The sequence below is a fragment of the Companilactobacillus paralimentarius DSM 13238 = JCM 10415 genome (assembly GCF_001434985.1).
Classification (GTDB): Bacteria; Bacillota; Bacilli; order Lactobacillales; family Lactobacillaceae; genus Companilactobacillus; species Companilactobacillus paralimentarius.
Genome location: NZ_AZES01000014.1, coordinates 1 through 16497 on the forward strand (window position 1 = coordinate 1; position 16497 = coordinate 16497).

At 33.8% G+C, this 16497-nt stretch carries 17 protein-coding genes and 1 pseudogene; 13 read left to right on the forward strand and 5 right to left on the reverse strand.

What is annotated here, in order from left to right:
• Positions 1–236 precede the first annotated feature (236 nt).
• Positions 237–1229, reverse strand: a complete 993-nt coding sequence (locus tag FD33_RS01130) for a sensor histidine kinase (protein WP_025084627.1) — start codon at positions 1227–1229, stop codon at positions 237–239.
• A gap of 11 nt (positions 1230–1240) precedes the next feature.
• Positions 1241–1915, reverse strand: a complete 675-nt coding sequence (locus FD33_RS01135; RefSeq protein WP_025084626.1) for a response regulator transcription factor — start codon at positions 1913–1915, stop codon at positions 1241–1243.
• Positions 1916–1997: 82 nt separating this feature from the next.
• Here FD33_RS01135 and FD33_RS01140 point away from each other — a divergent pair, with 82 nt between their 5' ends.
• Both FD33_RS01140 and FD33_RS01145 read left to right on the forward strand, forming a co-directional pair.
• Entirely contained in the window at positions 1998–2768 is a 771-nt protein-coding gene (locus FD33_RS01140) for an ABC transporter ATP-binding protein (RefSeq protein ID WP_081784483.1), read from the forward strand.
• On the forward strand, positions 2749–4746 hold the full coding sequence (locus FD33_RS01145) for an ABC transporter permease (protein ID WP_025084624.1): 1998 nt from the start codon (positions 2749–2751) through the stop codon (positions 4744–4746). The genes FD33_RS01140 and FD33_RS01145 overlap by 20 nt, the downstream gene beginning before the upstream one ends.
• Here the strand turns inward: FD33_RS01145 and FD33_RS12575 are convergent.
• Positions 4736–5008: a hypothetical protein gene (locus tag FD33_RS12575; RefSeq protein WP_148299147.1), complete on the reverse strand. Its 273-nt coding sequence runs from the start codon at positions 5006–5008 to the stop codon at positions 4736–4738. The two genes, FD33_RS01145 and FD33_RS12575, sit on opposite strands and share 11 nt — an antisense overlap.
• A gap of 225 nt (positions 5009–5233) precedes the next feature.
• Here FD33_RS12575 and FD33_RS01155 point away from each other — a divergent pair, with 225 nt between their 5' ends.
• From FD33_RS01155 to FD33_RS01180, 7 genes and pseudogenes are all read left to right on the forward strand, one after another.
• Entirely contained in the window at positions 5234–5959 is a 726-nt protein-coding gene (locus tag FD33_RS01155) for an MBL fold metallo-hydrolase (RefSeq protein WP_025084622.1), read from the forward strand.
• Between the two features lie 258 nt (positions 5960–6217).
• Positions 6218–6616 (forward strand): transcriptional regulator SpxA, encoded by a 399-nt coding sequence (gene spxA / locus FD33_RS01160; protein ID WP_054643068.1) that lies wholly within the window; start codon positions 6218–6220, stop codon positions 6614–6616.
• Positions 6617–6801: 185 nt separating this feature from the next.
• A complete protein-coding gene (locus tag FD33_RS01165; RefSeq protein ID WP_056955681.1) occupies positions 6802–7182 on the forward strand; it encodes a hypothetical protein in 381 nt (126 codons plus the stop codon).
• 40 nt (positions 7183–7222) lie between these two features.
• Positions 7223–7525, forward strand: a pseudogene (locus tag FD33_RS13095) (BspA family leucine-rich repeat surface protein); the annotation flags it as partial.
• A 45-nt stretch (positions 7526–7570) separates the two neighbouring features.
• The gene (locus FD33_RS13005) at positions 7571–9424 is read left to right on the forward strand and encodes a BspA family leucine-rich repeat surface protein (protein ID WP_338025585.1); all 1854 of its coding nucleotides are present in this window, start codon (positions 7571–7573) and stop codon (positions 9422–9424) included.
• A gap of 126 nt (positions 9425–9550) precedes the next feature.
• A complete protein-coding gene (locus tag FD33_RS01175) occupies positions 9551–10222 on the forward strand; it encodes an adaptor protein MecA (RefSeq protein WP_025084620.1) in 672 nt (223 codons plus the stop codon).
• Between the two features lie 48 nt (positions 10223–10270).
• Positions 10271–11131 carry a competence protein CoiA gene (locus FD33_RS01180; protein WP_082603691.1) on the forward strand — a complete coding sequence of 287 codons (861 nt, stop codon included), beginning with the start codon at positions 10271–10273 and terminating at the stop codon, positions 11129–11131.
• Between the two features lie 52 nt (positions 11132–11183).
• On the opposite strand, the gene FD33_RS01185 is transcribed toward FD33_RS01180, so the two are convergent.
• Complete coding sequence (locus tag FD33_RS01185; RefSeq protein ID WP_025084618.1) at positions 11184–11837, reverse strand: DsbA family protein; 654 nt, start codon at positions 11835–11837, stop codon at positions 11184–11186.
• A 144-nt stretch (positions 11838–11981) separates the two neighbouring features.
• On the opposite strand from FD33_RS01185, the gene FD33_RS01190 reads away from it, so the two are divergent.
• From FD33_RS01190 to mgtE, 4 genes are read left to right on the forward strand one after another with little or no spacing between them, the layout of a single operon-like run.
• Positions 11982–12638 (forward strand): GTP pyrophosphokinase, encoded by a 657-nt coding sequence (locus FD33_RS01190; RefSeq protein WP_025084617.1) that lies wholly within the window; start codon positions 11982–11984, stop codon positions 12636–12638.
• A complete protein-coding gene (locus FD33_RS01195) occupies positions 12635–13447 on the forward strand; it encodes an NAD kinase (protein WP_025084616.1) in 813 nt (270 codons plus the stop codon). Before FD33_RS01190 ends, FD33_RS01195 begins: the two co-directional genes overlap by 4 nt.
• Positions 13434–14354: an RluA family pseudouridine synthase gene (locus tag FD33_RS01200; protein WP_025084615.1), complete on the forward strand. Its 921-nt coding sequence runs from the start codon at positions 13434–13436 to the stop codon at positions 14352–14354. Before FD33_RS01195 ends, FD33_RS01200 begins: the two co-directional genes overlap by 14 nt.
• Complete coding sequence (gene mgtE / locus FD33_RS01205) at positions 14347–15720, forward strand: magnesium transporter (RefSeq protein WP_025084614.1); 1374 nt, start codon at positions 14347–14349, stop codon at positions 15718–15720. Before FD33_RS01200 ends, mgtE begins: the two co-directional genes overlap by 8 nt.
• A gap of 108 nt (positions 15721–15828) precedes the next feature.
• On the opposite strand, the gene FD33_RS01210 is transcribed toward mgtE, so the two are convergent.
• Positions 15829–16473 (reverse strand): copper homeostasis protein CutC, encoded by a 645-nt coding sequence (locus FD33_RS01210; RefSeq protein WP_025084613.1) that lies wholly within the window; start codon positions 16471–16473, stop codon positions 15829–15831.
• Positions 16474–16497: the final 24 nt, after the last annotated feature.

The following is a 16497-nucleotide window of genomic DNA, read 5'->3' on the forward strand; positions in this document are numbered from 1 at the left end:
CTTTTTTATTTTCTTCTTACTCGTTGCACTTCAATTGTAAATTCGTCATACAAAAAGAGCCGGACACTGAAGATGCCTGACTCTGAATAAATATTTAGTTGATAATGTTAAGACTTTTAGGGCTGAGGATAGGTTATTACTCCAGACTAATCAATTTAATCTAGTAAAATAAAAACGCCTCTATTAAGGGATTCAAGTAAAGAATATATCTTGAATACTTAATGGAGGCTGTTCTTTTACTTATAATAAGGTAAATCAAGAAAGGTGATGATAAATTCAGTTCCTTGACCTACCTGGGATTTGACTTCAATCGCATGACCAAGTTTGTCAATCATCTTTTTAACTAAATACAAGCCCATACCAGTAGATTTACTACCTGATTGACGGCCATTGCTACCGGTGAAGCCTTTGTTATAAATTCGACTAACATCCTGATTGGCGATACCAATACCATTATCTTTGATATGCAATTCGACATTATTATTTTTATTTGTTGTGAAAATAGAAATTTTGCCACCACGATCAGTGTATTTCAAACTATTTGAAATAATTTGATTGAGAATAAAACTCAACCATTTTTCGTCAGTTAAAATTTTCTTATCAGTAATGTCTAAACTGATGCCAATACGTTTGTTAATAAAGAGACGTTTGTTGGTTCTGATAGAAGCCTTAACAATATTGTTGAGATTCTGTTCTTGAATCAAATAGTCATTGGAAAAGTTATTCAGACGGGCAAAGTAGAGCGCCTGATCAACTAAGTAATCAATTTGATCAATTTCTTCATCAACTAAGTTTTTGTCTAACTCATCATCTTGTGAAAGCTTCAAGGCTGCTAAAGGAACTTTAATATCATGAACCCAAGATTCTGTATACTCCCGTTGATCCTTTTGATTTTGATAAAGTTTGGTCAATTCATTACGGTATTCTAAAGAAATGTTATTAATTTTTTCCTGAATATATTTTTGCTCATTATTGTTAGCACCAACCAGTTCTTTGGATAAGTCGTTTTGATAACTTTCTAATTGTTTGTACCAAAATTTCTTGTGATTGTAAGAAATTGATAAATTTACCACTAGAAAAACCATAGCTAAAATCCATGTATAGATTAGTGTACCAGGATAGAAATTGACGTTAGGGTCGAGAAAGAGAACTATCTCTACAAAAGTAACACCAATCAGTACAATTAAAATTGAATAAATATGATCTTTTAAATATTTGAAAAATGACATGATTTACCTCGTTAAGGAATAATGTATCCTTGACCAACTTTAGTTACAATATAATTTTTGAGACCATACTTCTCGATCTTGCTACGAAGGCGATTGATGTTAACGGTTAGAGTATTATCGTCAACAAAACGCTCATCATCCCACATGAAATTGAGCAATTGTTCACGGGTAACAATTTTGCCCTGATCTTTTAAGAGACGTTGAAGTAATTTGTATTCATTTTTGGAGAGATCAATTTTATTATCATCAATTTCAACTGAACCGCTTGAAAGATTCAATTTCAAACCGTTGTGTTCGATCACATCGCTAGTATTCTTGGTAAAATCGTAAGTTCTACGTAATAAAGCATTGATTTTAGCCACTAAGATATCAACTGAAAAGGGTTTTTCTACAAAATCATCAGCACCCATGTTCATGGCCATAATTTGATCCATATTGGAATTGCGAGATGAGATGATTATAATGGGAATTTTAGAAATTTTTCTAATTTCTTGATTCCAGTAGTAACCATCATAAACGGGTAGATTGATATCTAAAAGAACCAGATCGGGTTTGTATTCGTTAAATTGATCAATGATATTATTGAAATCCTTCGTAATATAAGAATTGATTTGCCATTTGGCAAGGTTCTCACTGATTAACTTGGAGATGGATTGGTCATCTTCGATAATCATAATTTTAGCCATATTAAAATTCCCTCCGTGCTAGAATGAAGACACTGTGTATATAATATGATAACAATAATTATTTAATTATGGAGAAATTACGTTGCAAATAATTGTAAAGAATATTTCAAAAGATTTTGGAAAGAAAAGAAGTGCTGTTCACGCTATTAAGGATATCAGTTTAAAAGTTGAACATGGTGAGTTTTTAGGAATCATGGGTCCTTCAGGTGCCGGCAAGACAACACTTTTAAATATGATATCTACCAATGAACGTCCTGATCATGGTCAAATAATTGTTGATGGTCAAGATCTGACACAATTGCATGATCGTGATCAGACTAAGTATCGTCGTAACAAGATGGGGTTCATCTATCAAAGCTTCGAATTGCTGGACTCTTTGAATGTGAAGGAAAATGTTATTTTACCACTAGCCTTAAATCGGTCAAATAAGAGATTAATTGAAGAGCGTTTCAATTATATGATGAATTTACTTAATATTGAAAAACTGAGCAAACGTAATATTGATGAATTGTCTTTAGGACAGCGTCAAATTGTAGCAGCTGCCAGAGCTTTGATCAATAGTCCGGAGATTTTGTTTGCAGATGAACCAACAGGAAGTCTTGATTCAAAGTCAGCTACGATTTTGTTGAATTATATGCAATTAGTTAATCAACGTGAAAAAACGACCATTTTAATGGCAACACATGATGCCTTTACAGCTAGTTATTGTAGTCGTGTGATTTTTATTAAAGATGGAGTAGTTTTTTCTGAAGTTGTTAATCCTGGTAATCGAGATAAGTTCTTCGAACAGATCATCAATATGCAACGGACGATTGGAGGGGGAAGCTATTTCAATGTATCACAAGATAATTAAGCGTAGTTTATATAATATGCGTGATAGCTATTTAATATACATTCTGGCTTGTGCTTTTGCCATAGGCGTTTTTGGAATTCTGATTTCTTTGGGTGATAATCCTTCGGTTCGAGTTTCACTGCGGTCGTGGAATTCATTTATTTCAGATATAACTGTCATAATGAGTGGGATTTTTGCTTTTTGCGCCTTTATTTATATGGTTTATGTTGGTGGCTTTTTCATTAAACAGCAACGTAATGAGTTTCGAACTTTTGAGAAATTAGGGATGCAACGCTGGGTCATCGTGGCAATTAGTTTTATTCAAACAACGATTGTGCAGGCTTTTGCCTGGATTATTGGTCTGACCACAACTTTAATTTTTCAAAAGTTTATGGGAATGGCACTATTTTATCTGATGCGCTTACGATTTAATTTCATAATGCATATCAGTTGGAATGATGTTTTCCTTTTAACCAAGATATTTTTCTTTTCGACATTGGCTTTGAGTGTGATTAACGCTATTAAGACTTTTTTGATTTTACATCGAAAGACAGTTAAACGTGAAATAAAGACTCGTTGGTGGTTAAGAATTCCAGCAGGACTCTTTGGCTTATTGTTATTGTTTAGCGCCCAGATCTGTACGGTATCGTTATTCTACGATATGCATACGATCAGTTACTCGTCCAAACCAGGTGTCGAGATATTTTTTGTTATGCTGGCTGATATTTTTGGAACATATTTAGTTTATTTTGGATTCTTGCCGACTATTTTGAATACTTTACAGCGAATTCATTCAGTTTCTTATTCAGGAATCAATATGTTCTCTTTTAAATACTTGAAGGAGAGATTGTTTCAAAATATTTCTATCTTATGGTTTGTAACTGAATTATCGGCCCTGGCTTTGATGCTACTGACTTTTTGCTATTTTGGATATCAAGCAGTACATCGTAATTATAATAGCATCTATCCTTTTGAATTGGCTGCTGATAAAAGTACTGTCGGTGTGATTAAGCAGGAACTGAAAAATAGTAAGGCCCACATTAAAGGTGAGTATCAGACAAATGTAAAAGTTAATTTGGTATCTTACTATAAAAAGGACAATCAAGACTATATTCGTCAACCAATGACTTTCATGTCATATAGCGATTATATGTCTTTACCCAAAAGGATGCGAAAATGGAACAGTAAAATTAATTCGCGTGAATTCCTGAAGATTGATTATAACGGATCAATTTTTGAAAATCGTCACTTTAAAGAACATGATATTCAAGTCAAAAATTCGCCTGTCATTGCTACGGTTAAAACAGGAAGCTCGTTTCCATATGGTAGTTCGATGCATTTTGGACCGATGATGGTTGTGCCTGACAAGTATTATCAAAAGATGCCGGCAGAAGTTGAAGATACTTTTTACGGTTGGGATTTTAAACGTGGAGATCGTTTGAGCACGAAACAATTGGAAAAACTCGATAATTTTCGTGATGCTTATTATATGAAAGTTGATTTTAAAAAGACCTTGGATCAATCGACCATTGAAGTATTGAAAAAAGCTCCTGATAGAGGAGAATCAATCTATACTCAAGCTGGATTCTTAAGGCAAGGGAGCATTAAGAAGAATTTTACCCAAGCTGGTGGATTCTATCTCTTTATCGTATCTTTGTTCAGTATTGCCTTGTTGATTGCCTTAGGAAGTGTTTTGACGTTGAGAATCTTATTGAGGGATGATTATCAATCACGACAATTGCGGACATTACAAAAAATCGGTGTCGAAGAAAGTGAGGTCAAGCGTATTGTTCGTCGTGAAAATACGTTAACTTTCCTGATACCGTTGATTTTTGCTCTGGCACAATCAATTGTTGCGATTGCGATGTCGAATACTGGACGGCACATCTCAAAAAATATTATTTTGATCTATGCTGGTTATGTCGTTTTATATGGTCTCTTTGGTTTAGTGAGTTTCAAAGTTTCTTGGCATGGCATTAAACACAAATTTAGTCTGTGACGATTGAGTAACTCTTAGTGAAGAAACCAAAGTCTTCCTCATTAGTACCCTGAATTTGTGATTGAACTTCTAGTTGTAAGTTTTTGTTCCATTGCTTTATTTGATGAGTTTGTGTAAAAGTTTTAAGAATTAAATATTCTCTTGGACTATCTCTTTTTTGAAAGACAGCTGTTGCGGTAGAATTAAAGGAGTATTCATGGAGACTGAATAATTTATTCTCAAATAACTTGGCTTGATCGGGATTGAATTTCAGATATGTCAAGGAATATAACCTATTAAATTCTTGATATTCTCCATTGATACTGCGGTATTGTGCAAAAGTGGACAACTTTTTTATTAAAAGATGGTCTGCGTTCAGACTAAATAAGGGTTTTAATAAAGTATCAGCAGAAGTTTGCTGACTCTTTAAAAAATTATATGTGCCTAGCTTTAATGTTATGTTCATAATTATTGAAATCCTTTCAATTTAAATTTTTTGGAGGTTTCTATGTTAGTTACAGTATTAGGTTTTTACGGAGGGTATCCTTATAAAGGAATTGGTACTTCTGGATACTTATTGCAAAACGACGGTAAAAATTTGTTGATTGATTGTGGTAGTGGTGTTCTAAATTCACTATCTAACTACATGCAACCAACAGATTTAGATGCTGTTGTTTTATCCCATTATCACCATGATCATACAGCAGATGTGGGTGTTCTGCAGTACAATTGGCTCGCTGCTAAGAAAGAAAATCCACTACCTATTTATGGTCATACACAAGATTTTGTCAACTTTGCTCAACTGACAGAACCAAATGCAACTAAAGGAATCGCCTATAACGACTATGAACCAACTGAGATTGGAACGTTAAAGTTCGAATTTCTCAGAACAGTTCATCCAGTTCCAGCTTATGCGATGAGAATTACCGATAGTAAAGGTAAGGTAATCGTTTATACAGCTGACACCACATATTTTGACGGTTTAGTTGACTTTAGTAAAGATGCAGATTTATTAATTGCTGATACTAATTTTCCGGATGACGTAACAGGTCGTAAATGGCACTTGAATACAAGGGAAGCTGGAACTTTAGCTAAGGATGCTAATGTTAAGCGTCTTATGATCAGTCATTTACCTCAAACAGTTGATGTTGAAACAATGTTAAGTCAATCACAAAAATATGCAGGAGAAATTCCGGTCGTGAATGCCTTCCAAGGTTTAGAAATCGAAGTTTAATCGCAGAGCGATAGGATTCTATTTTCAATGAAAGTACTATAAATAATAACTAATGCAATAAATTAATTCTAGTTTATGATATTTGTGAAAAAAATACATAAGCGGCTATTTATTGGGTACATGTTTTCACAATTAAACAAATTTCGAACAAATATTCGTAACTTTTTATTGAAAAACTATAGATTTTATTAATGCAATGGGTTACAATATTATTGTGTTTAAAGAGTTTGATACTACACAGGAAAGGAGAGATTATATATGGTAACCATTTATACATCTCCAAGTTGCACATCATGTCGTAAAGCCAAGGCTTGGCTCGAGGATCATGACATTCCTTACAAAGAAAGAAACATTTACTCAGAACCTTTAAATAAGCAAGAAATTAAACAAGTTTTACAAATGACTGAGAATGGTACAGAAGAAATTATTTCTACACGTTCAAAGGCATTCCAAAACCTTAAGGTTAATTTGGACGATTTAACAATTGATCAATTGTTGGATTTAGTTCAAACAAACCCTGGTTTGTTAAAGCGTCCTATTATTATGGATGATAAACGTCTTCAAGTTGGCTTCAATGAGGATGAAATCAGAAGATTCTTGCCTAGAAGTGTTAGAACTATGGAACTTCAAAAGGCTCAATTAATGGCTGGATTATAAAATATGAACAGAGCATTTCCTAATGGAAGTGCTCTTTTTTTTGTCTCAAATTTAATAAGGATATTTTGAACAATCTTTTAAAGAATATATTCACAATAGAACAAATATATTTATATTAATTGAAAAAGTATATTCATGACGTTTGGTATAATTCATCTTAAGAAAACGATTTCAAGGTGGACATTATGCATATATTCAGAAAATTCATCTTAAATAAGAATTTTTTTGTCATATTATTGGCAATATTATTTTTGGAAACCCTGTGTATAACTGTTTTTGAAACAAAGGATGTACAGGCAGCTACGGAAAATGATCTACAGCAATTGTTAAATCAAAATGCTGCTAATTTAATGAACAATGAAATTCTTGCACAAACTGATGACTTGATACCCACAGCAGCAACAATTACATATAGTGGCGTCAATGGTACGGCTAATTGGGACATTGACAGTACAGGAAAATTAACGGTTCATTCGGGGCAATTAGCTTATGGTGTGGGCAATTGGAAGAATTATGCTAGTTCAATAAAAAGTGTTTATGTAGAAGAGGGGGGTAAAAGTAAATAGTGACTTTGTTACATCAAATGGTAATAATGGAGTTTTTTCAGATTTAGAAAATGTTACGACAATTGATGTAACCAATTTAGATGTATCAGCAGCTAGGACATTGGGATACATGTTTAGTGGTGATAAAAAATTAACAGAAATAATTGGTCTTGAAACTTGGAGAACACCCAAAGTTAATTGGCTCAGTAGTATGTTTTACGATAATAATTCTTTAAAAAGCTTGGATTTGTCGAACTTTGATACTAGTCAAGTAAATAGCTTTTCTAGTATGTTTATGAATTGTCGTTCGTTAGAGTATCTTAATATATCGGGGTTCGATACTTCTAAAGCTGACAGTTTAAATCTTCTTTTTCTGGGGGTTCCTGGTGAACTAATTGGATTAAAAGGTTTGGATACATCCAATATAACTTCTATGAGGTCAACATTTCAGAACGTAAATTTCATTAAAAATAATCCTGATGATATCAAGGATTGGGATGTTTCTAAGGTTACGGATATGTCAGGCTTGTTTGATGGAAGTAAGTTTAATGAGTTGGATTTAAGCAAATGGAATATAGGTAAGGTTACAGACATGTCCTCAATGTTTAATGGTGATAGTAACGTTTCACAAGTTAAAGGAATTAAAGCATGGGATACTTCGGGTGTAGAAAATATGTCTTCAATGTTTGCAGGGGTAACCGATAGTGATCTTTCGGTGGTAAATGATTGGAATGTCTCAAATGTCACTTCAATGTACTCAATGTTCGGCAATTGTTCTAATTTGGCAGAATTAGATTTGTCCAATTGGAGTACTCCGAAGTTAAACAATGTGAAGAGTATGTTTAACAATGATAAATTACTCAACGAAGATACGTTGAAAGGATATGAAACTTTAGTTACTGATAAAACTTTGTATATGGGTTCTATGTTTTCAGGAACAGGATTCAAAACGATTGATTTATCACAGTATGATACTTCCAATGTGAAAGACTTAAGCAGCGTATTTATGGGAACTACTAAATTGCAAAAGATAATTGGTACGTTTGACACTAGTTCGGTGGTTGATATGACATCATTATTCAGTGGCTCGGCTATTACTGACTTTGATGGTTTAAATATTGTTGATTGGGATACCTCAAAAGTTGAGAACATGAACCGTATGTTCCTAGGAACATCGATATCGAATTTTGATTTCTTGAAGGATTGGAATACTTCGTCCCTGACTGATTTAAATTCGACATTTTCAAGAAATACTAAGGCTAAGACGATACCGTTGGTCAATTGGGATGTGTCTAAAGTTAAGAGCTTTTATTCGACCTTTTATGGTTCTAGTGCGTTGGAGAGTTTGCCCATTGAAAACTGGAATGTTACTAGTGCGACAACAATGTATGGGATGTTTTGGAATGCATCTTCTTTGAAAAAATTAGATTTCTCTAAATGGAATACTCCTAATGTGAAAAATTTTTATGCAATGTTGAATAGTACCTCTGGTCTAGAAACAGTCGATCTCTCAGGATTGGATACCACTAATGCAACTGATATGAATTATTTCTTTGGCGCAGAAAGTAATCTGTGGAAGATTACGCTTGGTTCTAAATCAGTTATGAAAAATCTTCAAGGGCAACCAAATACGACTGGAGTTCAATTTCCAAGTCCGGTTGTAGGTAAAGAAATTAATGATTCATCAACTTCTGAATCTTATAGTGCAATTAGTGATAAATGGCAAGAGGTTGATTACGAAAGTGGAGGTTCTGATCATCAACCAGTGGGAAATCTCTTTTCAGCACAAGAAATTGTTGATCAATTTTCCAACATAGGTAATCCAGTTACTACTTATGTTTGGCAGCAACATCCAATGATTAATATCAAAATGCAAGTACCAGATATTGATTTTGGTACGATCAATAATGCACCGCAGATCTTTCATCGAAAAGATAAAAATTTTGCTATAACGATTAATAACAACAATTATCCATCCGATAAAGTTGTTTCAAAAATCATGGTTTCTTTATCTGAACCTTTAATCACGTCAGATGGTCGAAATACTTTGGAGAATGCCTTAGTTTATCATGAAGAAGGAAAGGATCAGCAAATTCTATCAGATACTCCAATCACGGTTTATGAAAAAGAAATTCCCGATGGTATTAGTTCCATTAATTGGGATGATGAAAATGGCATTTTGTTAGATATGAGCAATCAAGGTTTTGTTAAGAGTGATAGTTACTCAACCACTTTAAATTGGACTATGATTAACAGTTTATAAGTCGTTACTTTTGACTAGTTTTTCGAGTTTTAGTATATTATTTGAATGACTCGAATTATCGGTATATGATAGTTGAAATAGTTTATAAGACTGTTAGAATGTAGATACAGAATTGAGGTGACTATGATGGAGATGGATCGACTTAATGAGAATACAATCAGAGTCATTCTTAGTACGGAAGATTTACAAGAACGTGGTGTAACTGTTTTAGATTTGTTAGGTAACAAAAAACAAATCGAATCGTTCTTTTACAGTATTTTGGATGAGGTTGATAAGGATCATGTCTTTACGAATAACGAACCAGTTACTTTCCAAATAATGCCAAACAAAGCAGGTTTGGAGTTGTTGATTAGTAAGAGTGATGATTCTGAAGATACGGATTCATTGCCATTAAATGGGCTACAAGGTTCAGTCGTTAATAATAATGATGATACTAACGAGGCAAAGATGGGTACTGAGGAATATGATAGTGATACAGCACCATATTTGAATGACCCGGATACACCTACGAAGACGATTATTGTTGAATTTAAAGACTTTGAGGACTATGTCCAATTGGCTGATTTATTACACTTAGAAAGTGGAATTTCAAATCTTTGGGAATATGACAATAAATATTACTTGCAATTGATTCTATTCACAGATGAGATGCATGAAATGACTTATAGTGATGTTTTAGCTTTACTTAGCGAGTATAGCTTTAAAACAAAAGTCACAGCGGCTGTCTTATCAGAGTATGGTAAGGAAATTATGTCCAAAACAGCGTTGGAACTTACTAGATATTATTTTGATAAATAAAACCAACTCAATCAGAGTTGGCTTTTTTTTGCGTAATTTTAATTAGAGGTGATAGAAGTGTACGCTGCTTTAAATGAGTCCGGCCTACTAGTTGATGCGCTAAAAGCAAAGAAAGAGGATAGCTATTATTGTTGTTATTGTAAACAAAAAGTTAAATTGATCACTACACAATCACGGATTTACTTTCGACACAAGAATAAATGTAACAATGAAATAAATGAACGACTGATTCATCGAAAAGGTAAAAAGATATTGATGAATGAATTGAGCAAATTGAATTTGCAATCCTTGAAGAGTGAAGTTTATTTGTCAAAAATTAAACAACGACCAGATATTCTAGTTAATGGAAATTTTGCAGTTGAGTATCAGTGTGCACAGATTAATGTTGATATTCTAACTAAAAGGGTCAACGGATATCGTACTGTAGGCATAAAGAATATTTGGATTTTGGGTGGTCACTATTTGAAGGCTAAGTTAGGACGTGAACATTTAAAATTTATTACTTACAATAAAATTTGGCGATTTTATCTGTTAACTTTAGATTCACGACAAGGAGTAATGAAACTTTTTTATAATATTGAATTCATCGGTCCTTTTAATAAATTAATTTATCAAGTGAAAGTTTTTCCAAGAACAAAATTTTACAAATTATTTATATTTCGACCGGAAATGACTCAAAAATCGAGAATATATTCCAATAAGCACTGGTTAAAGAAAATTCGAAAAAAGAATGATTTAGTTTCACAAAAGTTTAAATTAGACTTTTATAATGCACATAGAATAACTGTGGAAGAGTATCTTAAAAAGGGTAGATTTGAGGCTGAATATCCTATTTTTGCCAATCCGGCTTGGCAAAGACATTGTGGTCAAATATCCAGGCGATTGCGACAGCCATTGTTAAAAAAATAGCTACTAGAAACCCAATTATTAGGATCTCTAGTAGCTATATTCGTTTGTAGAGCTATTTTCTAAATCTATCTAAACTGATAACTGTTCCAGATGAAGAAACGTTACTGGCAACGTCTTGTGGAAGTTCTCGTTCCAACATGATATTAATGTTATTAGTGATATTTTCCTGAGAAGTAGATTCTCCGAAATTATTGATCATCACACCCGGTTTTTCATCGTCATCACAATCAAAGATTACAGCTGTTGGAGCCTTTTGAATATGCATTTCCATTGATAGTTGTTGATCACGTTTTAGACCTTGACTGACACATTGACTTTCTTTGTCAGTCATAATGGATTTGTAATCAAGCCCACTATTGTTAATTACACGTCTGATAGTGTTATCATCAAAGGGATTATTCAAAATATTTACTTGTTCTTGAAGATTCATTAAAAAGTTACGTGCTTTTTTGTTACCCTGACAGGATGCTGCTTTGTATAGTTTTGCAGCTTCAATTACATCTTGAGATGCACAGGTACGTTCCTTAATGTCGGTAATCTTGAAACCTTTTAATTGAACATAATCGTTAATTGTTGCCATATTATAGTTCGTCACAAAATGATATTGTGTATCAATATCGTGTTTTCTAGTGAAGTCAATAATTGCTTGTTCCACTTTTAAACAATACGAACATAATGGATTAATATATAAAAATACTTCCCACATTATGTTTCCCTCCATCTCTATTGCAATGTCATTCTACCAACATTTTTAAAAAAGGTAAAATTTTAAACTCAAAGATTGGTAATATTTATATTTAGATGAATCTTTTACAAAACTACGATATATTTATATTAAAGCGAGGTTATTATGTCAGAAATCAAATGGAATGAATTTTTGATACCTTATTCACAGGCAGTTGATGAGTTAAAAATTAAATTTAGAAACCTACGAAAAGAGTTTCTTGAAAAGAATGAACATTCACCCATTGAATTTGTGACGGGACGTGTTAAAACGGTTGATAGCATTAAGGAAAAGATGCGTCGCCGATTTATTTCTAAGGAATTATTGGAACAAGATATGCAAGATATTGCAGGAATAAGAATTCAGTGTCAATTTGTAGAAGATATTTATGAAGTGGCTAAATTATTACATATTCGTGAAGATATGCGAGTTATTGAGGAACGTGATTACATTGCTAACAGTAAGCCAAGTGGTTATCGTTCATATCACGTAGTAATTGAATATCCAATTCAAACGTCTAATGGACAGATAAACATCCTTGCCGAGATCCAAATTAGAACTTTAGCAATGAACTTCTGGTCAACAATTGAGCATTCGTTAAATTATAAATACAAAGGTGATTTTCCTGAAGAGATCAATGAACGATTGAAACGAGCCGCTGAAGCTTCCTTCATGTTGGATGAAGAGATGTCCAAAATACGAGAAGAAATTCAAGATGCTCAGCAATACTTTACAGATCGAAAACGGGATTTAAATGGCCCAACGGAGCAGGATAAAAAATGAAATTATGGATTAATAATAATAATAAAGAACAATCAGTTCAAGCAGCAAATAAATTACGTAGCAAGTTGTTAAATGCTGGTTTGATTTTGGATCGTCGTAATCCGCAATTAGTTATTAGTGTGGGGGGCGATGGAACACTTTTAAGTACCTTTCATGCTTATGCAGCACATTTGGATAGTGTGAGATTCTTAGCTTTACATACTGGTCATTTGGGCTTTTATTCTGATTGGACGGATACAGAGATTGATGAATTAGCTAAGCGAATTATTGAATGCCAAGATAATATTCCTTCAACCAGTTATCCGGTTTTGGATATTGTTGTTGAAAATAAAGAAGGTTCACTCTTTCATGGAATAGCAATCAATGAAACTGTTGTCAGACGTTTGTCCTCTTTAACTATGAAGACGCGGGTTGACTTAGATAAAGAATTCTTTGAGAGTTTTCGTGGGGATGGACTTTGTTTTTCAACACCAACGGGATCGACTGCTTATTCTAAGTCAGTTGGTGGTGCTTTAATTCATCCTAAAATTAGTGTCTTTCAAATGATTGAAATTGCTTCGATTAACAACCGTGTTTATCGGACAATTTCTTCACCAATCATTATTCCTCACAATCAACAAGTTGACCTTTATCCACAGACAGCTGATGATTACGTTATTAGTTGTGATGGAATTACTACAAAGCTCAAAAATGTTAAGAAGATTACAATTAAACTTAATTATCAACGAGCCCAATTTGCCCAATATCGTCATAGACACTTCTGGACTAGAGTAGAAACAGCCTTCTTAGCGCAAAATGAAAAAAAATAATCGTTTCCTAAAATTTATAGTCAATTCTCATGATAAAAAAACTATCCGTAAGTTTCTCGTGCAACATAAATTTTCCTCTAGTCAATTGCACAATATGAAAAATAAAGGCGGACGTATTTTTGTCAATCACAAACAACGACATTTCAATTTTCAATTACATGATGGGGATGAGATGTTGATTGTTCTTAATGCTGAGGAACCGTCTGATTTGATTAAACCAATGACAGGATCAGTAGATGTGCTCTTTGAGGATGACTATTTATTAGTTGTCAACAAGCCACCAGGGATAGCTAGTTTACCTGCTAAAGCTCGTGATAGTAAAACCATGGCTAATTTAGTTAAGGGGTATTTAATTTCTAAAAAAGAGAATAGTACGATTCATTTAGTTACTCGATTGGACCGTGATACTTCAGGCCTAATGGTCTTTGCTAAGACATCCTATGCTCATTCATTGCTAGATCAAATTCTTCATACAGAAGATTTCCAAAAATTTTATTTAGCAATGATTTATGGTCATATTCAACCAGCTAATGGATTAATTGATTTGCCTATTGGTATTGATCCAGATGCCTTTTATAAGAGAACGATTGATCATCAAACAGGTAAGAAGTCACAGACTGTTTATAAAACGGTGGAGAATTACAGCAATGGCAGCTTGTTGGAACTTAAATTGCTAACGGGTCGAACTCATCAAATACGAGTTCATTTGTCAGCTAGTGGTCATCCTATTATTGGTGATGATATGTATAGCCAAAAGATTGATCCTAGAATTCGTCGCCAGGCGTTACACTGTTATAATTTACAAATAGTTCATCCAGTAACAAAGGAGTTATTAAATTTAAAGGCGCCTTTACCTCAGGATATGGTAATCTTAAAGGGTGTATTAAGGGGTGAGGGAAATGGATGAAAATGAAAAAAGACTGCAAGAAAAATTTGAACAGTTAAAACGGTACCTCGATAGTGATGACAAGAAGAGATTTAGAAAAACCTATCTTGATATGCATTTTTACGATCAAAGTACGTTCTATCTCACTTTAAACAAAGAAGAACGAATTACGCTTTATTCCATCTTGGAACCGGATGAAATGGGTGATATGTTCGATACCATTGAAGATGATAATCCAGCAATTCCTGAATTATTGAAGGAAATGGATTTGGATTATGCTTCGAAGATGTTGAATGACATGTATGATGATAACGCCGCTGATGTTTTGGAACATTTAGACAAAGTTGATGTTGATCGTTTCTTGGAACAAATGCCTCGAAATGATGCTAATAATCTAAGAGGATTGTTACATTACGATACTGAAACAGCTGGTGGTATTATGACCACTGACTATGTTCAATTCCATGAAGAAGAGACGGCTTCTGTAGCTATTAAAGCTTTGAAACAATTTGCAGAAACTGCAGAAACAATTTATTATCTGTATATTTTAGATAGTCACAATGATTTAGTTGGAGTAATGTCGTTACGTGATTTAATTATGTTAGATGATGATGCTACTTTAGGCGATCACATGAATAGTGACGTTATAACGGTGAATGTAGATGCTGAGCAAGCTGAAGTAGCTCAAGTCTTTAGAGATTATGAGTTCTTAGCTGTTCCAGTAGTCGATCATTCAAATAAAATGGTTGGTATCGTTACGGTTGATGATGTTATTGAAGTTATTGATGATGAAGCTCAACAAGACTATTCTGGTTTGGCCGGTGTTAGTATGGATGAGGCCAACAATGATGGCCCGTTTAAGGCAGCCTCAAAACGTTTGCCTTGGTTGATAACACTGTTATTGTTAAGTATGATTACGGCAACTTTAATTAATCACTATGAGAATCTTTTGGCTGAAGCTAGTATTTTAGCGGTCTTTATTTCAACTATTACAGGTACGGCTGGTAACGCGGGTACACAGAGTTTGGCCGTGGCTGTTAGGCGTTTAGCAGTTGAAGAAATTAATCGTCATGAATTTTTGAAATTGATAGGCAAAGAATTGATCACTGGTTTTGTAACCGGACTAGTTACAGGTGTTTCAGTCTTCCTATTAGTTGGTATTTGGAAACATAACTTTGTTTTAGGTATGGTTATTGGCTTAGCAATGTGTGCCGCTATAACGGTAGCTAACTTAGCTGGAAGTTTAATTCCAATGTTAATGTCTAGCTTTGGATTTGATCCAGCTGTAGCGAGTGGACCATTTATTTCAACATTAAGTGATTTGACCAGTGTTTTGATTTACTTCAGCATCGCTGGTGTATTTATGCAATATTTCGTTAAGGTTTGAAAAATCGAACACAGAAATTTGGTCTGTGCAATTCGTTTCTGTCAAAAAATAAGTATTAAAAAAGCTCAGTATAACGACCATCAGGGTTGTTACACTGGGCTTTTTTAGCTATTTATTAATACCGTCGATAACCTTAGTACCGTGAACTTCTTTGACACCTAACTTTTCGGCAATAGTATCACAGTTTTGATAATTAACACCACCACCAGGTAGAATTGTAATTCTACCAGCAGCATAATCAACGTATTCTTTGATTTTATCGATGGTCTGATCAATAGGAGTAGTCAACGGGCCACCATGAGTAAGAATTCGGTCGACATCATGATCAACTAACCAATTAATAGTTGATTTCTTATTATCTTCTGCTAAGGCATCGAATGCCATATGAAAAACAATTTGCATACCGGCTGAAGCTGCAATTAGTTGTTCCATGGCATCTTCATCTAAATCGCCATCAGGAGTCAAAGCACCAAAAGCAACTCCGTCAACACCTAATTTTTGAGCCTGAAAGAGATCTGCTTCCATCATTTTGATCTCTAAATCATTATAAACAAAGTCTCCACCACGAGGACGAATCATTTCAACGACGGGAATAGATTTTTCTTGTAAATATTTTGTGCTTTCTTGAAGTACTCCTAAGCTAGGGGTAGTACCACCAACGGCAAGATTGTCGTTTAGTTCAATTCTATTGGCACCTTTTAATACAGCAGTAGGAATATTAGTGAAATTTTCAACAGCAACTTCTTTATAAATAATACTCAGCTCCTCTTATATTTA